At 54.6% G+C, this 15,871-nt stretch carries 16 protein-coding genes; 5 read left to right on the top strand and 11 right to left on the bottom strand.

Annotation, left to right across the window (positions count from 1 at the left end; translation table 11 throughout):
* Positions 1-238: 238 nt before the first annotated feature.
* From RBB75_RS06095 to RBB75_RS06080, 4 genes are read right to left on the bottom strand one after another with little or no spacing between them, the layout of a single operon-like run.
* Positions 239-532 (bottom strand): hypothetical protein, encoded by a 294-nt coding sequence (locus tag RBB75_RS06095; RefSeq protein WP_353069881.1) that lies wholly within the window; start codon positions 530-532, stop codon positions 239-241.
* Positions 519-3,734 (bottom strand): error-prone DNA polymerase, encoded by a 3,216-nt coding sequence (locus RBB75_RS06090; RefSeq protein ID WP_353069880.1) that lies wholly within the window; start codon positions 3,732-3,734, stop codon positions 519-521. The genes RBB75_RS06095 and RBB75_RS06090 overlap by 14 nt, the downstream gene beginning before the upstream one ends.
* A complete protein-coding gene (locus RBB75_RS06085) occupies positions 3,727-5,241 on the bottom strand; it encodes a DNA polymerase Y family protein (protein WP_353069879.1) in 1,515 nt (504 codons plus the stop codon). Before RBB75_RS06085 ends, RBB75_RS06090 begins: the two co-directional genes overlap by 8 nt.
* Entirely contained in the window at positions 5,238-6,269 is a 1,032-nt protein-coding gene (locus RBB75_RS06080) for a recombinase RecA (protein WP_353069878.1), read from the bottom strand. Before RBB75_RS06080 ends, RBB75_RS06085 begins: the two co-directional genes overlap by 4 nt.
* A 413-nt stretch (positions 6,270-6,682) precedes the next feature.
* Between RBB75_RS06080 and RBB75_RS06075 the strand changes: the two genes are divergently transcribed.
* Together RBB75_RS06075 and RBB75_RS06070 are read left to right on the top strand one after the other, a co-directional pair.
* The gene (locus tag RBB75_RS06075) at positions 6,683-6,898 is read left to right on the top strand and encodes a hypothetical protein (RefSeq protein ID WP_353069877.1); all 216 of its coding nucleotides are present in this window, start codon (positions 6,683-6,685) and stop codon (positions 6,896-6,898) included.
* 2 nt (positions 6,899-6,900) lie between these two features.
* Complete coding sequence (locus tag RBB75_RS06070) at positions 6,901-7,683, top strand: SOS response-associated peptidase (protein ID WP_353069876.1); 783 nt, start codon at positions 6,901-6,903, stop codon at positions 7,681-7,683.
* Between the two features lie 311 nt (positions 7,684-7,994).
* Here RBB75_RS06070 and RBB75_RS06065 read toward each other — a convergent pair whose 3' ends face one another.
* The 7 genes from RBB75_RS06065 to RBB75_RS06035 form a co-directional block, all read right to left on the bottom strand.
* Positions 7,995-8,183, bottom strand: a complete 189-nt coding sequence (locus tag RBB75_RS06065) for a hypothetical protein (protein WP_353069875.1) — start codon at positions 8,181-8,183, stop codon at positions 7,995-7,997.
* A gap of 50 nt (positions 8,184-8,233) precedes the next feature.
* Complete coding sequence (locus tag RBB75_RS06060; RefSeq protein ID WP_353069874.1) at positions 8,234-8,581, bottom strand: hypothetical protein; 348 nt, start codon at positions 8,579-8,581, stop codon at positions 8,234-8,236.
* Positions 8,582-8,678: 97 nt separating this feature from the next.
* Positions 8,679-8,882: a hypothetical protein gene (locus RBB75_RS06055; RefSeq protein WP_353069873.1), complete on the bottom strand. Its 204-nt coding sequence runs from the start codon at positions 8,880-8,882 to the stop codon at positions 8,679-8,681.
* Between the two features lie 152 nt (positions 8,883-9,034).
* Complete coding sequence (locus RBB75_RS06050; protein ID WP_353069872.1) at positions 9,035-9,463, bottom strand: type II toxin-antitoxin system VapC family toxin; 429 nt, start codon at positions 9,461-9,463, stop codon at positions 9,035-9,037.
* Positions 9,460-9,705: a type II toxin-antitoxin system Phd/YefM family antitoxin gene (locus RBB75_RS06045; RefSeq protein ID WP_353069871.1), complete on the bottom strand. Its 246-nt coding sequence runs from the start codon at positions 9,703-9,705 to the stop codon at positions 9,460-9,462. The genes RBB75_RS06050 and RBB75_RS06045 overlap by 4 nt, the downstream gene beginning before the upstream one ends.
* 98 nt (positions 9,706-9,803) lie before the next feature.
* Entirely contained in the window at positions 9,804-10,142 is a 339-nt protein-coding gene (locus tag RBB75_RS06040) for a helix-turn-helix domain-containing protein (protein WP_353069870.1), read from the bottom strand.
* Between the two features lie 153 nt (positions 10,143-10,295).
* Positions 10,296-10,568, bottom strand: a complete 273-nt coding sequence (locus RBB75_RS06035; protein ID WP_353069869.1) for a helix-turn-helix domain-containing protein — start codon at positions 10,566-10,568, stop codon at positions 10,296-10,298.
* Positions 10,569-10,696: 128 nt separating this feature from the next.
* Between RBB75_RS06035 and RBB75_RS06030 the strand changes: the two genes are divergently transcribed.
* From RBB75_RS06030 to RBB75_RS06020, 3 genes are all read left to right on the top strand, one after another.
* Positions 10,697-11,398 carry an RNA polymerase sigma factor gene (locus RBB75_RS06030; protein WP_353069868.1) on the top strand — a complete coding sequence of 234 codons (702 nt, stop codon included), beginning with the start codon at positions 10,697-10,699 and terminating at the stop codon, positions 11,396-11,398.
* Between the two features lie 40 nt (positions 11,399-11,438).
* A complete protein-coding gene (locus tag RBB75_RS06025; RefSeq protein ID WP_353069867.1) occupies positions 11,439-12,671 on the top strand; it encodes an anti-sigma factor in 1,233 nt (410 codons plus the stop codon).
* A gap of 88 nt (positions 12,672-12,759) precedes the next feature.
* Complete coding sequence (locus RBB75_RS06020; RefSeq protein ID WP_353069866.1) at positions 12,760-15,870, top strand: TonB-dependent receptor; 3,111 nt, start codon at positions 12,760-12,762, stop codon at positions 15,868-15,870.
* The last annotated feature ends 1 nt before the right edge of the window (position 15,871 follow it).

Here is a 15,871-nt window from a genome sequence, read left to right as displayed (position 1 = left end):
CTAGCGTCTGTCTCCGGCTTTGGGATGATTTTGGCCAGTGGTGCCCGCTGATCGGTGGCTTTACGTGTCCGAGCATCTCCGCCTCGACCGGCTCAGTGATTTTCGCAGTAACTCTCTTTTTATTCGCGGACATGCTGGTCAGGACACTTATTTCAATTGGCGATATCAGTCAATGCCCTCATGGAGCAAGTTTAGGAATATTGGTCTTGTAAGACACGCTTGTGTCTACCCAAAAAACCTATCTCGGAGTTTCTTCATCTGTCGCGACATACCAGGCGACATCTCTCGATTGAAAGAGATCAGGATGCCGGGAAGTCAGATGAGAAAGCACAATCTTCGCGATGCGGACGCTATGCTCAACTTCTTTTTCCCACTCCACGTTTGCGAGCCCGTCGCTCTGCGTTGGGTCCCAACGTGATGTGCGAATCGCGAGGACAAGACTGGAGGCGATGAGCAGTGCCGACCCAAGCTTTTGAAAGTCCACCTCCCGACGATAGCCGCCCACCCGAGAACCAACATTAGTGGAAGTCATGCGACGTCACCTCTAACACTCGTGTCAGTAGAGCTTTGATTCGTGAGGCTTTGACATGAATCGTGCCGTCTTCGTTCTGAAGCGGCCCTTCCACCGAAATGAACTTAGCGTTCGAGATTGCGCTACGATTTCGCTCAAAGAATTCCTTGGTAACGATGACGTTAAAAATCCCTGTCTCATCCGAGACGGACAGGAAGACCGTACCCTTCGCTGTACCTGGCCTCTGTTTTACGATGGCCAAACCCGCTGTCCTTACGAACTCTCCGTTCCGTCGCTTCCTCAATTCAATGGCAGTGAGATATCCCTGCTTGTTAAGTTCCTGCCTGCGAAAGTGCATAGGATGCGGGCCGGTGGTCACACTCGTTCCAGCATAATCGGCAACCAAGCGTTCTTCTGAGGTCATCTCTCGTAATGGAAGACTTTTGCTGTTTTCCTGGAGCCAATCGCTTTGCTGACTGAGCAAAGGTCCTTCCAGCTTGCCAGCCCGTTCTACTTGCCAGAGTGCGTCGCGCCGATGCTGCACTCCGTCAATACCATTCATCGCGCCCACACGCGCGAGCAAAGCCAGCTCCTTCCGGTTCAAAACAGGTACACGTAAAGCAACATCCTCGACAGAACTGAATCGACTTGCGTCGCGGGCGCTGACAACCGCTTCCGCAGCATGTCGCCGAAGACCTTTCGCATAGCCCAGACCAAGCCTAAGCGAGAGCGAATAGTCCGGTTCGCGTTCCAGCGTACAAGCCCATCCCGATACCTGAATATTTATTGGTTTAACACGGAGCCCATGACGCCGAGCATCTTCGATCAAGACGGCTGGACTATAAAAGCCCATCGGCTGGTTATTCAGAATCGCGCAAGTGAAGGCAGCGAGATACTTTATCTTGAGGTACGCCGAAGCGTACGCGATCAGAGCGAAGCTCGCCGCGTGCGACTCAGGAAATCCATAGAGCGCGAAGGAACTGATGTTCTGGATGATGTTTTCCTGGGTTGCCGTGTCGAGGCCGTTTGCGGTCATTCCGGCCCGGAGCTTGCCTTCAAGATTCTTCATGCGCTCCCAGGATCGGCGCATTCCTACTGCGCGGCGTAATTCTTCTGCCTCCGCACCTGTGAAGTTCGCAACCGTCATCGCCATGCGGAGCAATTGTTCCTGAAAAAGCGGCACCCCTAGAGTGCGTTTTAGTGTGCTTTCGAGGGAGGGGTGAGGATAGGTGATCTCTTCTTTCTTCTGTCGTCTCCGCATGTAGGGATGCATCATCTTGCCGACGATGGGCCCAGGGCGAATGATGGCAACCTGCACCACTACGTCATAGAACTTCTCTGGCTTGTTTCGAGGTAGAGACGCCATCTGTGCACGGCTCTCAACCTGAAACATACCGATCGTGTCGGCCCTCTGCAATGCCCGATACACTTCCGTATCTTCGGGCAAGTCGGAAAGATCTACGGGGTCACCATAGTGCTCAGGGATTAGCTCGACGCAATCCTTGAGCACGGCCATCATGCCGAGCCCGAGCAGATCGACTTTGATGATGCCGAGGTCGGCGCAGTCTTCCTTGTCCCACTGCACGACGGTGCGGCCCGGCATGGAGGCTCGCTCCAGCGGAACCACGCGATCTAGTTGCCCCTGGCAGATAATCATGCCGCCCGAGTGTTGCCCCAGATGACGCGGAAGATCCTGGATGCGCATACAGAGTTCAAGATATTTCGCGATACGCGGATGCTTGATATCGAAGCCAGCATTGCGAAACGAGTGCGCCATCGTGTCGGTTGGTCCACGCCACTCGAAGTGGCTAACGAGACTCGATAGCCTCTGAAGTGATTCACGATCAAACCCGAGCGTCTTCCCGACTTCACGCGCTGACGACTTTCCGCGATAGGTAATCACGTTAGCGCACATGGCTGCACCCAGTTCACCGTACCGTTGGTAAACATGCTGAATGGCTTGTTCCCGTTTGTCTTCCGAAGGCAGATCGAGATCAATGTCCGGCCACTCGCCGCGACTCTCGCTCAGGAATCTCTCAAAGAGCAGTTCCATTCCAACCGGATCGACCGCCGTGATCTCCAAGGCATAACAGACCGCGGAGTTAGCCGCGCTCCCGCGCCCCTGAATGAGAATATTGTTCCGCTTACAGAAGCAGACGATGTCCCAGACAATAAGGAAATATCCTGCAAAACCAAGCTTTGCAATCAATGCAAGTTCATGCTCGACTTGCTTCTTCGCACGTTCGAAAAGTCCCGAATTGCTTTTTGCCCCGTAACGCTTCGTAACTCCCTCGGACACACGTTTCCGGAGAAAGCTGTCCATTGTCTCGCCGTCCGGCACCGGATAGCGCGGAAACTCGTATCCCAGGTCACCCAACTGAAATTCAAGACGATTGGATAATTCGACAGTGTTAGCCACAGCACAATTCAAATCAGCGAAAAGCGTCGCCATCTCGGAGGCCGAACGGAGATGGCGTTGGCTGTTCTCGGATAAGAGTCGCCCCGCGAGATCAAGTTCTGTGTGGTTCCGAATCGATGTGAAGAGGTCAAGAATTTCGCGGTCATAGGCGTGCGCATAGCGCACTCCATTTGTGGCCAGCAGTGGCAGCTTCAGAGAACTAGCAATACGAATCGCTGCTTGATTGCGCCACTCTTCCTCGCGCTCGTGATGTCGTTGCAATTCCACGTAGACATTCTGGGGACCAAAGACGCGGACCATACGCTCAACCACATCGCGCCCAGCGGTCTCGCCGCCGCGCGCCAAGGCCGAGGCGAGCGGCCCTTCATCGCCACCTGTCAGGCAGACCAGACCACGCGAGTAATCCTGCATTTCTTCGAGCTTCGCTGACCCATCTCCCTTGCTCTTCTCTCTCATTTTGAAGCGTGTGATGAGCTGGCAAAGATTCTGATACCCCTCCCGTGACTCGCATAGGAGAGGCAGTCGCACAGGCTCCGCAATGTGTTGGTGCGGGAGCCATTTCGGAGGGGTAAGACGAGTACCGAGGTTAGGAACCGCGATCTCAGCCCCAACATGGGCTCGAATGCTATTTCGTTTCGCAGAGGTGTGGAAGCGGGCTGAGCCATAGACGCCGTTATGATCGAGCAACGCCATTGCAGGCATCTCTATTCCAACTGCACGCTCTACCAACTTTTCGGGTTGGGAGGCTCCCTGAAGGAACGAGAACGCGCTCGCGCTATGGAGTTCGACATAGGGGTTAGTCATAGAGTGCCTCCATCTGCCATCGATTTCTTACCCTGTCCCGCACCACGCAGCAGCACAGGAGTGATCCATCCTCACTACGCGCATCGAGATCCCACTGTTCCATTCCGTAACGATCTCGACTCCACCATGCGCCGCTTGCGAACCACGGCCCATAGAGATGCTCGACCACATAGCGCCGGGTGCGAAAGCGTAGACTCTTGGGCCGCGCATCCTTCAACATGACGGCTATCGGCTCGGGTGGACGCAGTTGCCGAAGGGAGACTCGCGACATCGGGGATGCCGTGATAGTTGCGTCTCCTGACGGCAGGGTGAATGGCTCGATACGGAAGCTACCCGGGAGATGTTGATCGGGGAGAGCCGGAGATCCGACATTGCCTTCTCCCACGAGCGCCGACAGACGCGCTAGCGTGATATCCAGCCGGCCTGCTTCCGGCAACTGAGGAGAAAACAGTCCGAGCTGAACCTTGCTGGTAGAGCCGGAGTCCGCACGCAGTCCGACAGCGAGAATCGCTGCCCGTGGTGGATGGGCCTCAAGATCAAGGTGGAGCAGTTTGATCCAGAGTTGCTTGTCATTTGTTGGCAATGCGGGACGTACCGTCCGCTCATGAGTGCCGCTGCCTTCGAGGTCCAACGTAACAGTCACAGAAGCCAACGCGAGAACGCGCGCTGACACACGCGCGATGAGTTGATCCAGCATCATCGCGATACCAAAGAGGAGCGATTCCAGGACATCGAGTGGCGAATCCAGTTCCAGTCTGTCTTCAAGCCGAAACACTGGCTCCGCCGCTTGGAAGAGGTGGGGCAGCGATCCTGCTGCCATCTGCCGGAGTCGCTTGCCGTCCTGGCCCATACGGGAGATCAGTTCTTTCTCAGGAAGGGTTGCCAACTCTCCAAGTCTGTAGATGCCCCACGATGCGAAGGTTTCCAATTGAGTGTCAGACACTGCAAGAACAGTCAGCGGTAAAGATGACAACGCGGCCGCTTCCTCACCCAACGCGACAACCTGCACCGAGGCTCGCCGTGAGAATCCCTTCGCGAGGCTCACAGCCGTATGGAAGTTCGTGCTGACTGCGACGCTCGCGGACATGCCGCTGGCTCGGATCTGTGTGATGAGGCTTCTGCCTAATTGCTCAGGTGGTCCGAACAAACTTCGCGTTCCCGTAATGTCGATGCCACAGAGGAACGCTGTATCTTCGCTTCGGTCCTCCACCTGCGGCGAGAAGCTTCCGGCTACCTCAAGCAACGCAGCCTTCGTCATGCTTTCCGCGACAGTGGACCGACGCATGATGATTGGATTGGCGAACGTTTCTATTTCGACGCGAGACATGCGGTGCTTCATGCCAGCAAGCCGGGCCTTGGTGTTTAGCGAGCAGACCTTTTCGCTGGGCACTTCGCCAGTCATGACGACGCAGGCTGCACCACGTAATTCCGGTCTCAGCCGTAGGAGCGACTGTGCGGGAAACTCCCGCACATAGAGGCAGGCGTAGAGAGAAGCTTCGTTTGTCATCGCTGACCTGCCCAGGTCACGCGGTTTTGCCAGCAAGCTGTCGTGACGTTCTGGGGAGGCTTACGAATCGGGAGGATATTACTTCCTCGCTCTTGGAAGCGATGCCGCGTGACCTCTGCCTTCGGCTGTGTTCCGGAGAACACGGTTGTCTCCTCGCGGAGCATCCTTGGAGTATGCAGACGCAACAAGAGTTCTGCGCTACTCTTGGCACAGACATACTGGGTCAAAAGAACGATGCTCGACTGCGTCCGTTCTGCCGCTACGCGATACCGATGCCATGTCCCTAGCTCTACGCGCGACACGAACTCTGGCGCGATGCTTCCAAGATCGAGCACGATGGCACCGAATCCGCCGGCCTGCAGGATCAAGTCGGCGCTCTTCAGACCCTGTTCAATCCGCTGGTACTGGCCGAGTGCGGATCGCCTCCGCACTGGAGATACCACAGGCTGAGAAGCCGGAGCATAGGTGACCTGAATAGGGCGCGTCTTTCGTTGCGGTTCCGCACACCGTGGATTCAGCGCCTCGGTCTGAAGCAGACCGCTGACAGCCAAAGAGAGGCCCTTGGCTTCATGCCGAGGATGAGTGCCACAGCCGCCTCCATGAATACCTTTCTTTGGTGTTCCAGGAATCAGGTATGCGTTTGGAAGCGCGAAATCGCGGGCCTGTTCCGGATTAGAATTTTCCGGTACCCCGCAACGTACCCAAAGAAGCCGCCGCAGATCGATGCCGGCTGCAGCAGCAGAGGCCGGGTCGAAGGTGTCCGATACATCTATCCAGGCGGCAACTTTGCCACTTTCGACGACCCGCGCAATAAGGGATTGCGCCAGGGAGGTCCGGCCGGAACAATCTGGACCGGTGATCTCGCTGACTGATCCGATCCGGAAACCACCTTGTAAGAGATCATCTACCGGCGCAACCCCTGAAGAGACTACGGGTCGGACCATCTTCGCAACCGGAGTCAGGGCAGAAGGGATCTTATTGGCGAGGGTACTTTCGACTTGAATACGGAGGGCAGAGGATGACGGCATCGTGAACAACCTTCGCCAAATCTTCGCCTATTACATTTGAAAACGCAACCGCCCTTGCCTCCAAAATTGGGCAACAAATCATTTAGGTAATTGATTCTATGCCGATTATTTAAGGCAAAAAATGTACTGTCGGTATAGGAGCTGAAGCAGGTTGGGCGTGATTTATGGAATAACCGTAGACAGAGGTTCACTCTGGATAGCAATTTCCGCCGAATAAACGCCGATTTGCATCCAACAGAAAAGTCAAAGAGTTTGGTAGTGGACCGTCTAGGGGCAGAGAAGCGTTCAAACTGCTGCAGAAATTATGAAACCGTGTTACCTGGCTCTAGTGGACCATGGTGACGGCTGTCAACAGATGCAATGAAGCTTGAGTTAGCTAAACCCGATTCCCAAATCCCAGCCCGGAGCACCACATGATCAGCGATGCATTAGAAAAAATCATAATCAAACGAGTGGATATCGCTTATGAACTCACGGGCTCCGATGGCGTCAGTATCGCTGTTTACCTAAACTGGGATCCCATCGAACAGATGTTTCGTAAAGCGGATTTCTCGACTGAGTACATCGAAATGCGAAAGGCCGAAATTGACCGCGGCGGCGAAACAGCAATTGACGAGACCGAGGAATAGCTATGTGCGGCCGTTACTACAGCCAAGGCGACAAACAGCGTATTGCGGAAGCTTTCAAGGTGGGCAAGATGCCGCCCGGCTATCATTTGCCTGCGGATTACAATATCGCTCCCAGCACCTACCAGCCAGTCATCCGTCCGGACCGGGAAACGAGGGAAAGGGAACTGGTGCCGATGAGATGGGGATTGGTTCCCGCCAAAGTCGCCGACCCGAAAGCATTTAAGATTTACACCACCTCCAACGCCCGCGCCGAATCGATACTTGATAAGCCTATCTGGAGAGGGCCTTTCCTCCACACACGTTGCCTGATACCGATCGACGGTTTTTATGAATGGCTGCAACGCCCCGGTCTCCCTCAGCCTCCTGCTATAGAGCCCGGCGAACACGGCCTGTTTCCAGGAGCGCCACCACCACGGATGAAGACGCCAAAACCCAAGTCGGCCTCGAAGCCTGTTTATAAATTCGAGATGAAGGGCCATACGCCATTTGCAATGGGTGGCCTGTATTCACAATGGCGACCACGTCCGGGTGATATGCAGGAGCCGCTGGATACATTTTCCATCGTCACGACGGAAGCGAATGAGATGATGACGGCGATCCATGACCGGATGCCGGTAATCCTCCACGAGCGCGACTATGACCGCTGGCTAAACGACTATGATGAATCGCGGCCGCCCATTGATCTACTGCGGCCTTTCGAGTCGGAAGGCATGAGTATGACTCCAGCAAATCAGCTGGTAGGCAACGTTAAAAATAATGGGCCAGAGATGCTCAATAGTGCTTAGGCCCCACCGGGATCATTTGTTGAAATGACCTCGGGCCCAAAGCCAAAGCGCGAAACACCGGCAGAATTTTCTCAGCGCGCCGACTCTGTTACGCTCAGCATTGCGCGCATCCATGAAGCAAGATGGTAGTGATACGGCGCCCACAATCGCTGCGTCAGCCAGGCGAAGGCGTGGCATATGACTTAATCGAAGGCATGTATAAGCCCTCGGCCTTATGGGTGAACTTCTGACAATCGCAAACTGGGCGTGACGGTCATTGCAGACACGACCCGACACAGTCACGGTTACTCCATCGTTTTTCGCTCGACTACTCAGGCCGACTTTAATTCCCGCGCGTCTTCAGCAGCAGCTTTTCGAGCGGGCTTCTTGGAGTCTGCCGTGACAATACCCAGCGAGACCGCTTTGTCGACCGCGCCCTCGGTGACACCTCTTTTTACTGCTCTCCTGACCGCTTTTTCGACTTTCTTCACTGCCTTCTTCTTAGCTTTGTTGTTTGCCATAATCCCTCACAGTTATTACTGACGACGCGCAGCTTCCTTCGCGGCCTTCTTTACGATTTTTTTCGCAGCTTTCTTTGCTGGTGTTTTTTGGAAGCAGCTTTCTTGAAAGTCTTCTTATCGGGTGCCTTCTTGACGGCTTTCTTGGTCGCGGCTTTTATAGTGGTCTTCTTCATAGTTGCCTTTTTGGCCGCGTTTTTTTTCGGAGCCTTCGCAACGGGCACCTTCCTGACAGCTTTATTTCTCGCAACCGCTTTGGAAGGCTCCTTCTTCAGCACGTCCGTTACCGTGGTTACAGCCGCGCCAGCTGCCGTTTTGACCTTGCCAGCTGCATCTTCCGCCATTGCCATTCCAAACCCAACTGCTTCAGCAACCTTTTCAACTATTGTCTTCTCAGCCACTTTTCGTCCTTTCAATCTACGTGTTCACACGTAAGTAGGGATTGTAGAGGCATACGGGCATATCCGCATCAAACTCTTGAAATTGACGACGAATCCCCTAATGGCTGGACTGCCCGTAGCAGTACAGGCCGATGTGGGCCTTCGTAACACCCGCGTCTTCCAAGATGCTTAGGGCAGTCAACGCGACCATTTCGTTTTCGCCGATAGCTTGCGCGAGCATGGCTGGGCGAATCTCGGCGTCGGGATTGTCGGTTGCACGATTCCGTAGGTACGCGAAAGTTCGCTCGATGAGAGATCGCACGGCGGGCGACCGCTTCGAGCAGAAAGGGATAGTGAATCCTTATTTCTGCATTTTCACTGGACCGATCCGTTGGTCTATCCGCTCTAGTTTGCGCTATGCCGAATTCAAAGACAGAAAAAGTACATGAGGAATCATCTCCCGGCGACGATGGTTCACGAGTCGCTCCGCCAGGGGTTTAACAGCTTGATAGGAAGATCTTGAACATCGCTTTCGTTGCGCGTGACGAAGACTAGGCCGTGTACTACGGCGGTTGCGGCGAGAAGTGTATCGATGACGGGCCGGGGCCTCTGGACCGACCACTCACCCCAGAGCTTCGCGCTGGCAGTGTCCACACTCAAGATCCGGTCTGCAAAGTTCATCTCAAGGCCATCGACCCACCCCGCAATTGCCTTGGCTGCCGACGGGTCGGAGTTCCGCTTGAGGGCCACACCCTTCCTGAGTTCTCCAACGGAGAGGCAGCTAAGATACAACGCAGTGGGAGCCGCATTCGAGAGGAATGCCAAGACCCGCTCATCCGGCCTCTTCTTGCGAGTCTCGGACAACACGTTTGTGTCCAGGAGATATCGGCTTCGACCGGTCACAGGCGGATCTTTCGTCCTCTATCGCGACTGCGCTTGACCTCGAAGTCGTCCACCTTTGGGCCGCCTAACAGATAGTCCTTCAGATTCGCTCTCTGATCAGTAAGCGCGCGATAGTCAGTGATCGAGAGCACCACGGCGTGTTCGGAGCCGTGACGGGTGATGACCTGGGGGCCTTTTTTGTTGGCTTCCTCGATCAGTGCGCTTAAACGAGTTTTCGCTTCCTGAACCTGCCATTTCGCCATTCTCCCCCCGGACTATCTGACTATAAATATAGCATTTCTAGTCAGAATGATTTTCTGAGCATACTCCAGGCGTTTTGTAAGCAATACGCTGTCGTTCATCATTCTTCAACTATCACCAGAAGTAAACGATAGAATTTACGAAGCTTTTTAACGTCCGAAGTTTCAAGTAACGTTTTGATCCGGAACTTTATGTCGTCTGCACTTTCTGCCAATCCGTCGATAAACAATAGATCGTCAATAGTCACGTCCAAAGCGAGCGCCAATTTCGCAAGGACATCAAAAGGTACGGTCTTAACGCGTCCCGTCTCCACTCGACTAATGTAGTTGTAGGCACGTCCAATTCTCTCTGACAACTGCTCCTGCTTCAGCCCCTTGGCATTGCGAAGCAATACCAGTCGAGCTCGAAACTGTTTTCCATCGAGAGGATGAAGGCTCATGTACCTCAAGCATCCTGAATCTTACGAATGACTTGAAGTACATAACAACTACAATATGGTTGACTGATTGTACCGTTTACGCCAATATGGGGACGTAACCAAGTTAGTGAGCAATTTGGACTAGTGTAGTTATTCTGCATGTTTCCGGAAGAGCTAGTCGGTAGGAAAGACAAAAAAACGAGACTTCACGGTTCTTTCAATGAGAGCTTGGGGTTCGACTTCTACTCCTCTGGCGACACGAAGGACAGTTCTTAGACTTGGACCTTGTATGCCCCGCTCCAAATCACTGATGAACGTTCGATCTAAACCCGTGGCCTCATATAAGGCCATCTGCGACATCTTTTTCTTCAATCTAGCCTTACGCATCTCATCCCCAAAAGCTCGCTCAACGCCCGCCCGAGGTTGAATTTGTTTACGCTTAGCCATCACGACTTTTATGGTCTGTTTATGTCGGTAATTGCCCAACGGGTAATTACCGACAAGTGTGTGGCTAGACATTTCTTCGATAATGTTGTTTTTAGCAGCGCACCGCTGAATGTTTGGGGCGCAACCGAATGAGTCTCGACGCCGCCGCCTATTTCCCGGATACTCTTGCGAGTGCCTCAGACGTCGACGCGCCTGCTTCTGCATCGTCTCCCGTCATGGTCCAGCCCAACAGCGGATCAGCTTCACCGGCCATTGCGATCTATAGTCCTCTCCGAGAGAGCACTGATGAAGATCTTTTGGTTCAGGTGGGGAAGGGAAGCAAGGAAGCGCTGTCTGTTCTGTTTCAGAGACACGCCCGGGCCGTCCTCAGCATCGCCCGCCGCATTCTGAGAGACGACTGCGAGGCAGAAGATCTCTTACAAGAGCTCTTCCTCTTTATCTTCCAGAAGGCAAGCATCTTCGACGCGGCAAAGGGTTCGGGTGCCTCCTGGATCATTCAAATGGCTTACTGCCGAGCTATTGATCGCCGAAGGTATCTGAGCTTTCGCCAGCACTACAATGGTGAGGAGCTTGATGAGGACCGCTTGACAGGTCATCAGGGGCGGATATCGATTGACGGACTTGCTGGGAGAGCGCTGTTGGAGAAGCTTCGCAGGGAGCTCTCGCCGGAGCAGATTCAGACGATGGAGCTCCACTTCTTTGAAGGATATAGCTTCCATGAGATCGCCGAAAAGACCGGCCGAACGTTCGGGAGTGTCAGAAACCATTACTACCGTGGACTGGAGCGGCTCCGGTCCCACATCTTCCCGGGAAAAAGAATCACGAAGTGAGAGAATTGGTACACAATAGCTCCAAGCGGGAGCCGAGCCGGTGAACCCTCAATGGCATGACGAGTTCGTTGCCCTTTGCGCCCTCTTCCCTTCGGGTGAACTGACAGAGGAGGAGTGGGCTCTCCTGCAGGTGCACCTCGCCTACTGTAATTCCTGCCGTATGGTGTTCGATGAGTACCAACAGCTTGCCAAGGATGTGATTCCGGTGATGGCCGCCAGCGCGGCTTCAGAGCTGGACGGGCCGCCAGGACCGGCGTCGTTTTTTCTGGAAGAGGCTGAGCAACGGCTGATGAGCCGGTTGAACTCCGACGGCCCAGCCGACAGTACACACAAACCACAGAGCAGGAGCTGGAGGCTTCCGCTAGCCCTGATTGCGGCCTGCGTCGCGATCCTGTCCGGCCTGATTGGCCTTAGTCTGCATCACTCAGGGATTCGACCTGCCGTGCGGCCTGTCTCTACAAGCAGTGTGGATGAGAGAACACGGCCAGAGGGGAAGTCTGGAGCCAATAGCGAGCTCAGAGCTCAATTGGAGGCCACCCAAAATGAAGTGACAGAGCTTCAACAGCAGATTAACTCAACCAAAGACCTCTATCGGCAATCAACGTCTACTGCGACCAACACGGAGCAGCAACTGGAGGCTGAGAAGAGCCAGCGGGTTAAGATCAGCGATGAGCGAGACACTCTTAGCCAACAGCTTGCCGCCGCGCAGACCGAACTCGAATCTCTGCGCAGCCGATCCACAACCTTCGATGTGGCTTCCTCGCAGCAAGCGGTTCAAGCAGAAAGTCTAAAGGCGAAACTTCGCGAGGCAAACCTGGCTCTCGAGGAGAAGGACCGGATGCTGGCGCTCGACAAGGAGTTCCTTGCCCATGACCGGGAGATCCGAGACCTGATCGGGGCGAGAGATCTTTACATCGCCGATATCTTTGATGTGGCGCAGACTGGAAAGACAAACAAGCCTTTCGGCCGGCTCTTCTATACGAAAGACAAGTCGCTAGTGTTTTATGGCTATGATCTGGATAAGCAGTCCGGCTTGAAGCAGTCAGTTGCCTTCCAGGCGTGGGGCAGCAGTGACGACAGACAGGACGTCAGTCTCGGCATCTTTTATCAAGACGATACGCACAAGCGATGGGTCCTCAGGTTTAACGACATCAAGACGCTGGCGCATTTGAACAAGGTCTTTGTCACGGCAGAGCCGCAGGGAGGAAGCGCCAAGCCAACCGGCAAGCCGCTTCTGCTCGCCTACCTTCAGATTCAACCCAACCACCCATAAAATAGCACCAGCAGCTGATACATAACCTCGACCTCCAACCGTAGACAGGATGAACACCTTTCATCCTAGATTTCCGGAGCATCGTCGTATGAAGCTACTTGCTTGCCTTCTCCTGTCCTCCCTCTGGTTCGTCTCCACGGCGGTGTTTTCCCAGTCGACGAGTGCCACGATCAGCGGAGGAGTCACCGATCCCACAGGCCGTTTTATCACGGGCGCCGCGGTGGAGATTGCCAATGATGAGACCGGCGTGCGGTATTCCGACCAGACGAACACCTCAGGAATGTACTTCGTTCCCATCCTGCCTCCGGGACACTACCATGTGCAGGTCTCGAAGCAGGGCTTCAAGACCATCATCAAGCCTGACGTGGTTCTGAATGTGCAAGGGGCTATCGCGCTGAACTTTGTTCTGCCCGTGGGGGCGACGTCGCAGAGCATCACGGTGGAAGCTGGGTCGTCCTTGCTCAATACAGCGGACGCTTCGGTCAGTACGGTGATTGACCGCAAATTTGTTGCGAATATCCCCCTCAACGGCCGCAGTTTTCAGGATCTCATCTCAATGACGCCAGGCATCGTGACTCAGAGCCCGCAGTCGTCTCAAGCTGTGGGCGCGAGCGGTGATTTCAGTGTGAATGGCCAGCGAACCGAGAGCAATTACTACGCGGTCGACGGTGTGAGCGCGAACGTCGGCGCCGGAGCAGCAACGGGAGGTCCTCAAGCGGCGACCAGCGGAGGGATCGGAGCTACAACCGCCCTTGGCACGACGCAAAGCCTGGTTTCGGTCGATGCGCTGCAAGAGTTCCGTGTATCCGGATCAACCTATTCTGCGGAGTACGGGCGCTCCCCTGGAGGACAGTTCTCACTACTTACCCGGTCGGGCACAAAGAAATTTCATGGGAGCGCATTCGACTATCTTCGCAACAATTACTTCGACGCGAACAACTGGTTTAACGACCATTACGGAAGAGCGATCACCCCTTTACGCCAGAACGACTTTGGGGGAACACTCGGAGGCCCAATCCACCTTCCGTATCTTGGTCCGCCTTCGCACCCAAGCTACTTCTTTGCTTCCTACGAGGGGCTTCGGCTTACCCAACCTCAAGCTGCTTCAATTCAGTATGTTCCTGACGCTGCCATGAGGCAGAATGCTCCTCCTGCCATGAAGTCCATACTTAGCGCTTTTCCTCTTCCAAGCATCGGCGGCATCGACTACGCTAGCGGTCTTGCGCAGTTCATCGAGCCTTTCTCTCTCCCGAGCAAGATCGACTCCATCAGCGGCCGGATCGATTACGTCGTCTCACCCAAGTCGAGCGTCTTCTTTCGCTTTAGCGATACACCCAGCTCCACCAGCACCCGCGTGCTCTCTGCTCTAACGCAGACTTCATTTGACACACAGACCTACACTGTTGGCGCAACCAGCCAATTATCAAATCGGTTCACAAATGAGTTCCGACTTGGCTACTCCCGTAGCGACTCGAGAACGCAAACGGCGTTGGATTCCTTTGGAGGAGCTACGTCCGTTGACCTCGGAAGCGCGCTTGGGAATGAAGCGTCTAAAACTGCCGGCAGCGCTTTTCAACTGAGCTTTTTCGGTACGGGAACATCGATCTTGCAGGCAATCGGCAGTGTGAATCAGAGCCGACAATGGAATATCGTCGATACAGCCGGTCTGAGCCTCGGGAAGCACCAGCTCAAGCTCGGCATCGACTACCGGAGGATCAAATCTCCACTGTATCCATCATCTCCCTATGTCTCGGGCATCTATCTCGATCAATCCTCGGTTCTCAATAACAGCGCGGATATCGGTATTCTCTCGAAGGTTCTGCCAGCCACGCCAATATTTAACGAAACCGCGGTGTTCTTGCAGGACGAATGGCATTCGCTTCCAAGGCTGACCATCTCCGGTGGGATTCGGTGGGAGATCGATCCCCCGCCAACCGAAGAGCACGGGAACGACGCCTTCACCCTTCTCGGCGATCTAGCCGACCCTAGTTCGCTTACAGTCGCACCACGAGGGACACCATTGTGGAAGACAAGTTGGTACAACTTCGCTCCGAGACTTGGAGCTGCATGGACGGCTCGGGATCAGCCGGATTGGGAGACGATTTTGAGGACAGGGGCTGGCGTGTTCTTCGACAGCGGAAACCAAATCGCCACAACGGGCTATCAGTATCTCGGTTTCTCCGCAATTCAAATCGGAACGGGCCAGGCATTCCCGGTAATTCCAGCACAGTTGGCTTTCTCGCCTTCCACCACCGCTCCCTACACCAGCACCGCAGTAGTTGCTTTTCCCCCGCATCTGCAACTGCCATATACGCTGCAATGGAATGTGAGCCTGCAACAGGCATTGGGGCGGCCTCAGGCTCTGACAGTCTCCTATGTCGGATCGAACGGCCGGCGGCTATTGCAGATGCAGCAGCTCTCTCTGACAGCGTTGAATCCGAACTTCAGCACCGTGGATGTCGTCCAAACGGGAACCACATCGAACTACCAGGCCTTGCAGATACAGTTCCAGCGCACAGTGACCCACGGCATTCAGGCGCTTGCCTCCTACACCTGGTCTCACTCGTTAGACTTCGGTTCAAACAACGCTTCTCTGCCACTGACTCGAGGGAACTCCGACTTCGACGTCAGAGATAATCTTCAGGGAGGGGTGAGTTGGGAGCTGCCAGGCGAGTACCAGAGGAAGAGTGCGGAAGCGATCCTTGGAGGGTGGGCGCTCGATGGCCGCCTCATAGCACGGACTGCTTTCCCCGTCACTTTGGGAGGCGACCTGCTTACCGATCCGGCAACAGGTAGCCGTTACTATAGCAATGTCGACCTGATCGCAACTCAACCTGTCTATCTCTATGGTTCCCAATATCCAGGTGGACGTTCGATCAATCAGGTTGCTTTCCAGCTTCCGGCAGCGGAGAAGACAGGGAATGCCCCGCGCAACTTCGTAAGAGGATTCGATGCTTCGCAGATCAACCTCGCCGCACGCCGCACCTTCCCCCTGGCGGGTAGCGCAACAGTGCAGTTCAGAGCGGAAGCGTTCAATCTCCTCAACCATCCGATGTTCGGTCTGATCGATTCGACGCTGTCCGATGCTACGTTTGGACAGGCTACTCAGACGCTGAATCAAAGTCTCGCTACCTTAGGTTCGCAATACCAACAGGGCGGTCCTCGCTCTCTTCAATTTGCATTGAAGATTCAATTTTAGA

This window comes from Tunturibacter empetritectus (assembly GCF_040358985.1).
Lineage (GTDB): Bacteria > Acidobacteriota > Terriglobia > Terriglobales > Acidobacteriaceae > Edaphobacter > Edaphobacter empetritectus.
The sequence above is the reverse complement of the archived record's forward strand: the minus strand, read 5'-3'. Positions and strand labels throughout refer to the sequence as shown.

Coding starts and splice junctions, on each gene's coding strand:
- RBB75_RS06095 (WP_353069881.1), bottom strand. CDS start 532: ATGACTTCCACTAATGTTGGTTCTCGGGTGGGCGGCTATCGTCGGGAG.
- RBB75_RS06090 (WP_353069880.1), bottom strand. CDS start 3,734: ATGACTAACCCCTATGTCGAACTCCATAGCGCGAGCGCGTTCTCGTTC.
- RBB75_RS06085 (WP_353069879.1), bottom strand. CDS start 5,241: ATGACAAACGAAGCTTCTCTCTACGCCTGCCTCTATGTGCGGGAGTTT.
- RBB75_RS06080 (WP_353069878.1), bottom strand. CDS start 6,269: ATGCCGTCATCCTCTGCCCTCCGTATTCAAGTCGAAAGTACCCTCGCC.
- RBB75_RS06075 (WP_353069877.1), top strand. CDS start 6,683: ATGATCAGCGATGCATTAGAAAAAATCATAATCAAACGAGTGGATATC.
- RBB75_RS06070 (WP_353069876.1), top strand. CDS start 6,901: ATGTGCGGCCGTTACTACAGCCAAGGCGACAAACAGCGTATTGCGGAA.
- RBB75_RS06065 (WP_353069875.1), bottom strand. CDS start 8,183: ATGGCAAACAACAAAGCTAAGAAGAAGGCAGTGAAGAAAGTCGAAAAA.
- RBB75_RS06045 (WP_353069871.1), bottom strand. CDS start 9,705: ATGGCGAAATGGCAGGTTCAGGAAGCGAAAACTCGTTTAAGCGCACTG.
- RBB75_RS06040 (WP_353069870.1), bottom strand. CDS start 10,142: ATGAGCCTTCATCCTCTCGATGGAAAACAGTTTCGAGCTCGACTGGTA.
- RBB75_RS06035 (WP_353069869.1), bottom strand. CDS start 10,568: ATGGCTAAGCGTAAACAAATTCAACCTCGGGCGGGCGTTGAGCGAGCT.
- RBB75_RS06030 (WP_353069868.1), top strand. CDS start 10,697: ATGAGTCTCGACGCCGCCGCCTATTTCCCGGATACTCTTGCGAGTGCC.
- RBB75_RS06020 (WP_353069866.1), top strand. CDS start 12,760: ATGAAGCTACTTGCTTGCCTTCTCCTGTCCTCCCTCTGGTTCGTCTCC.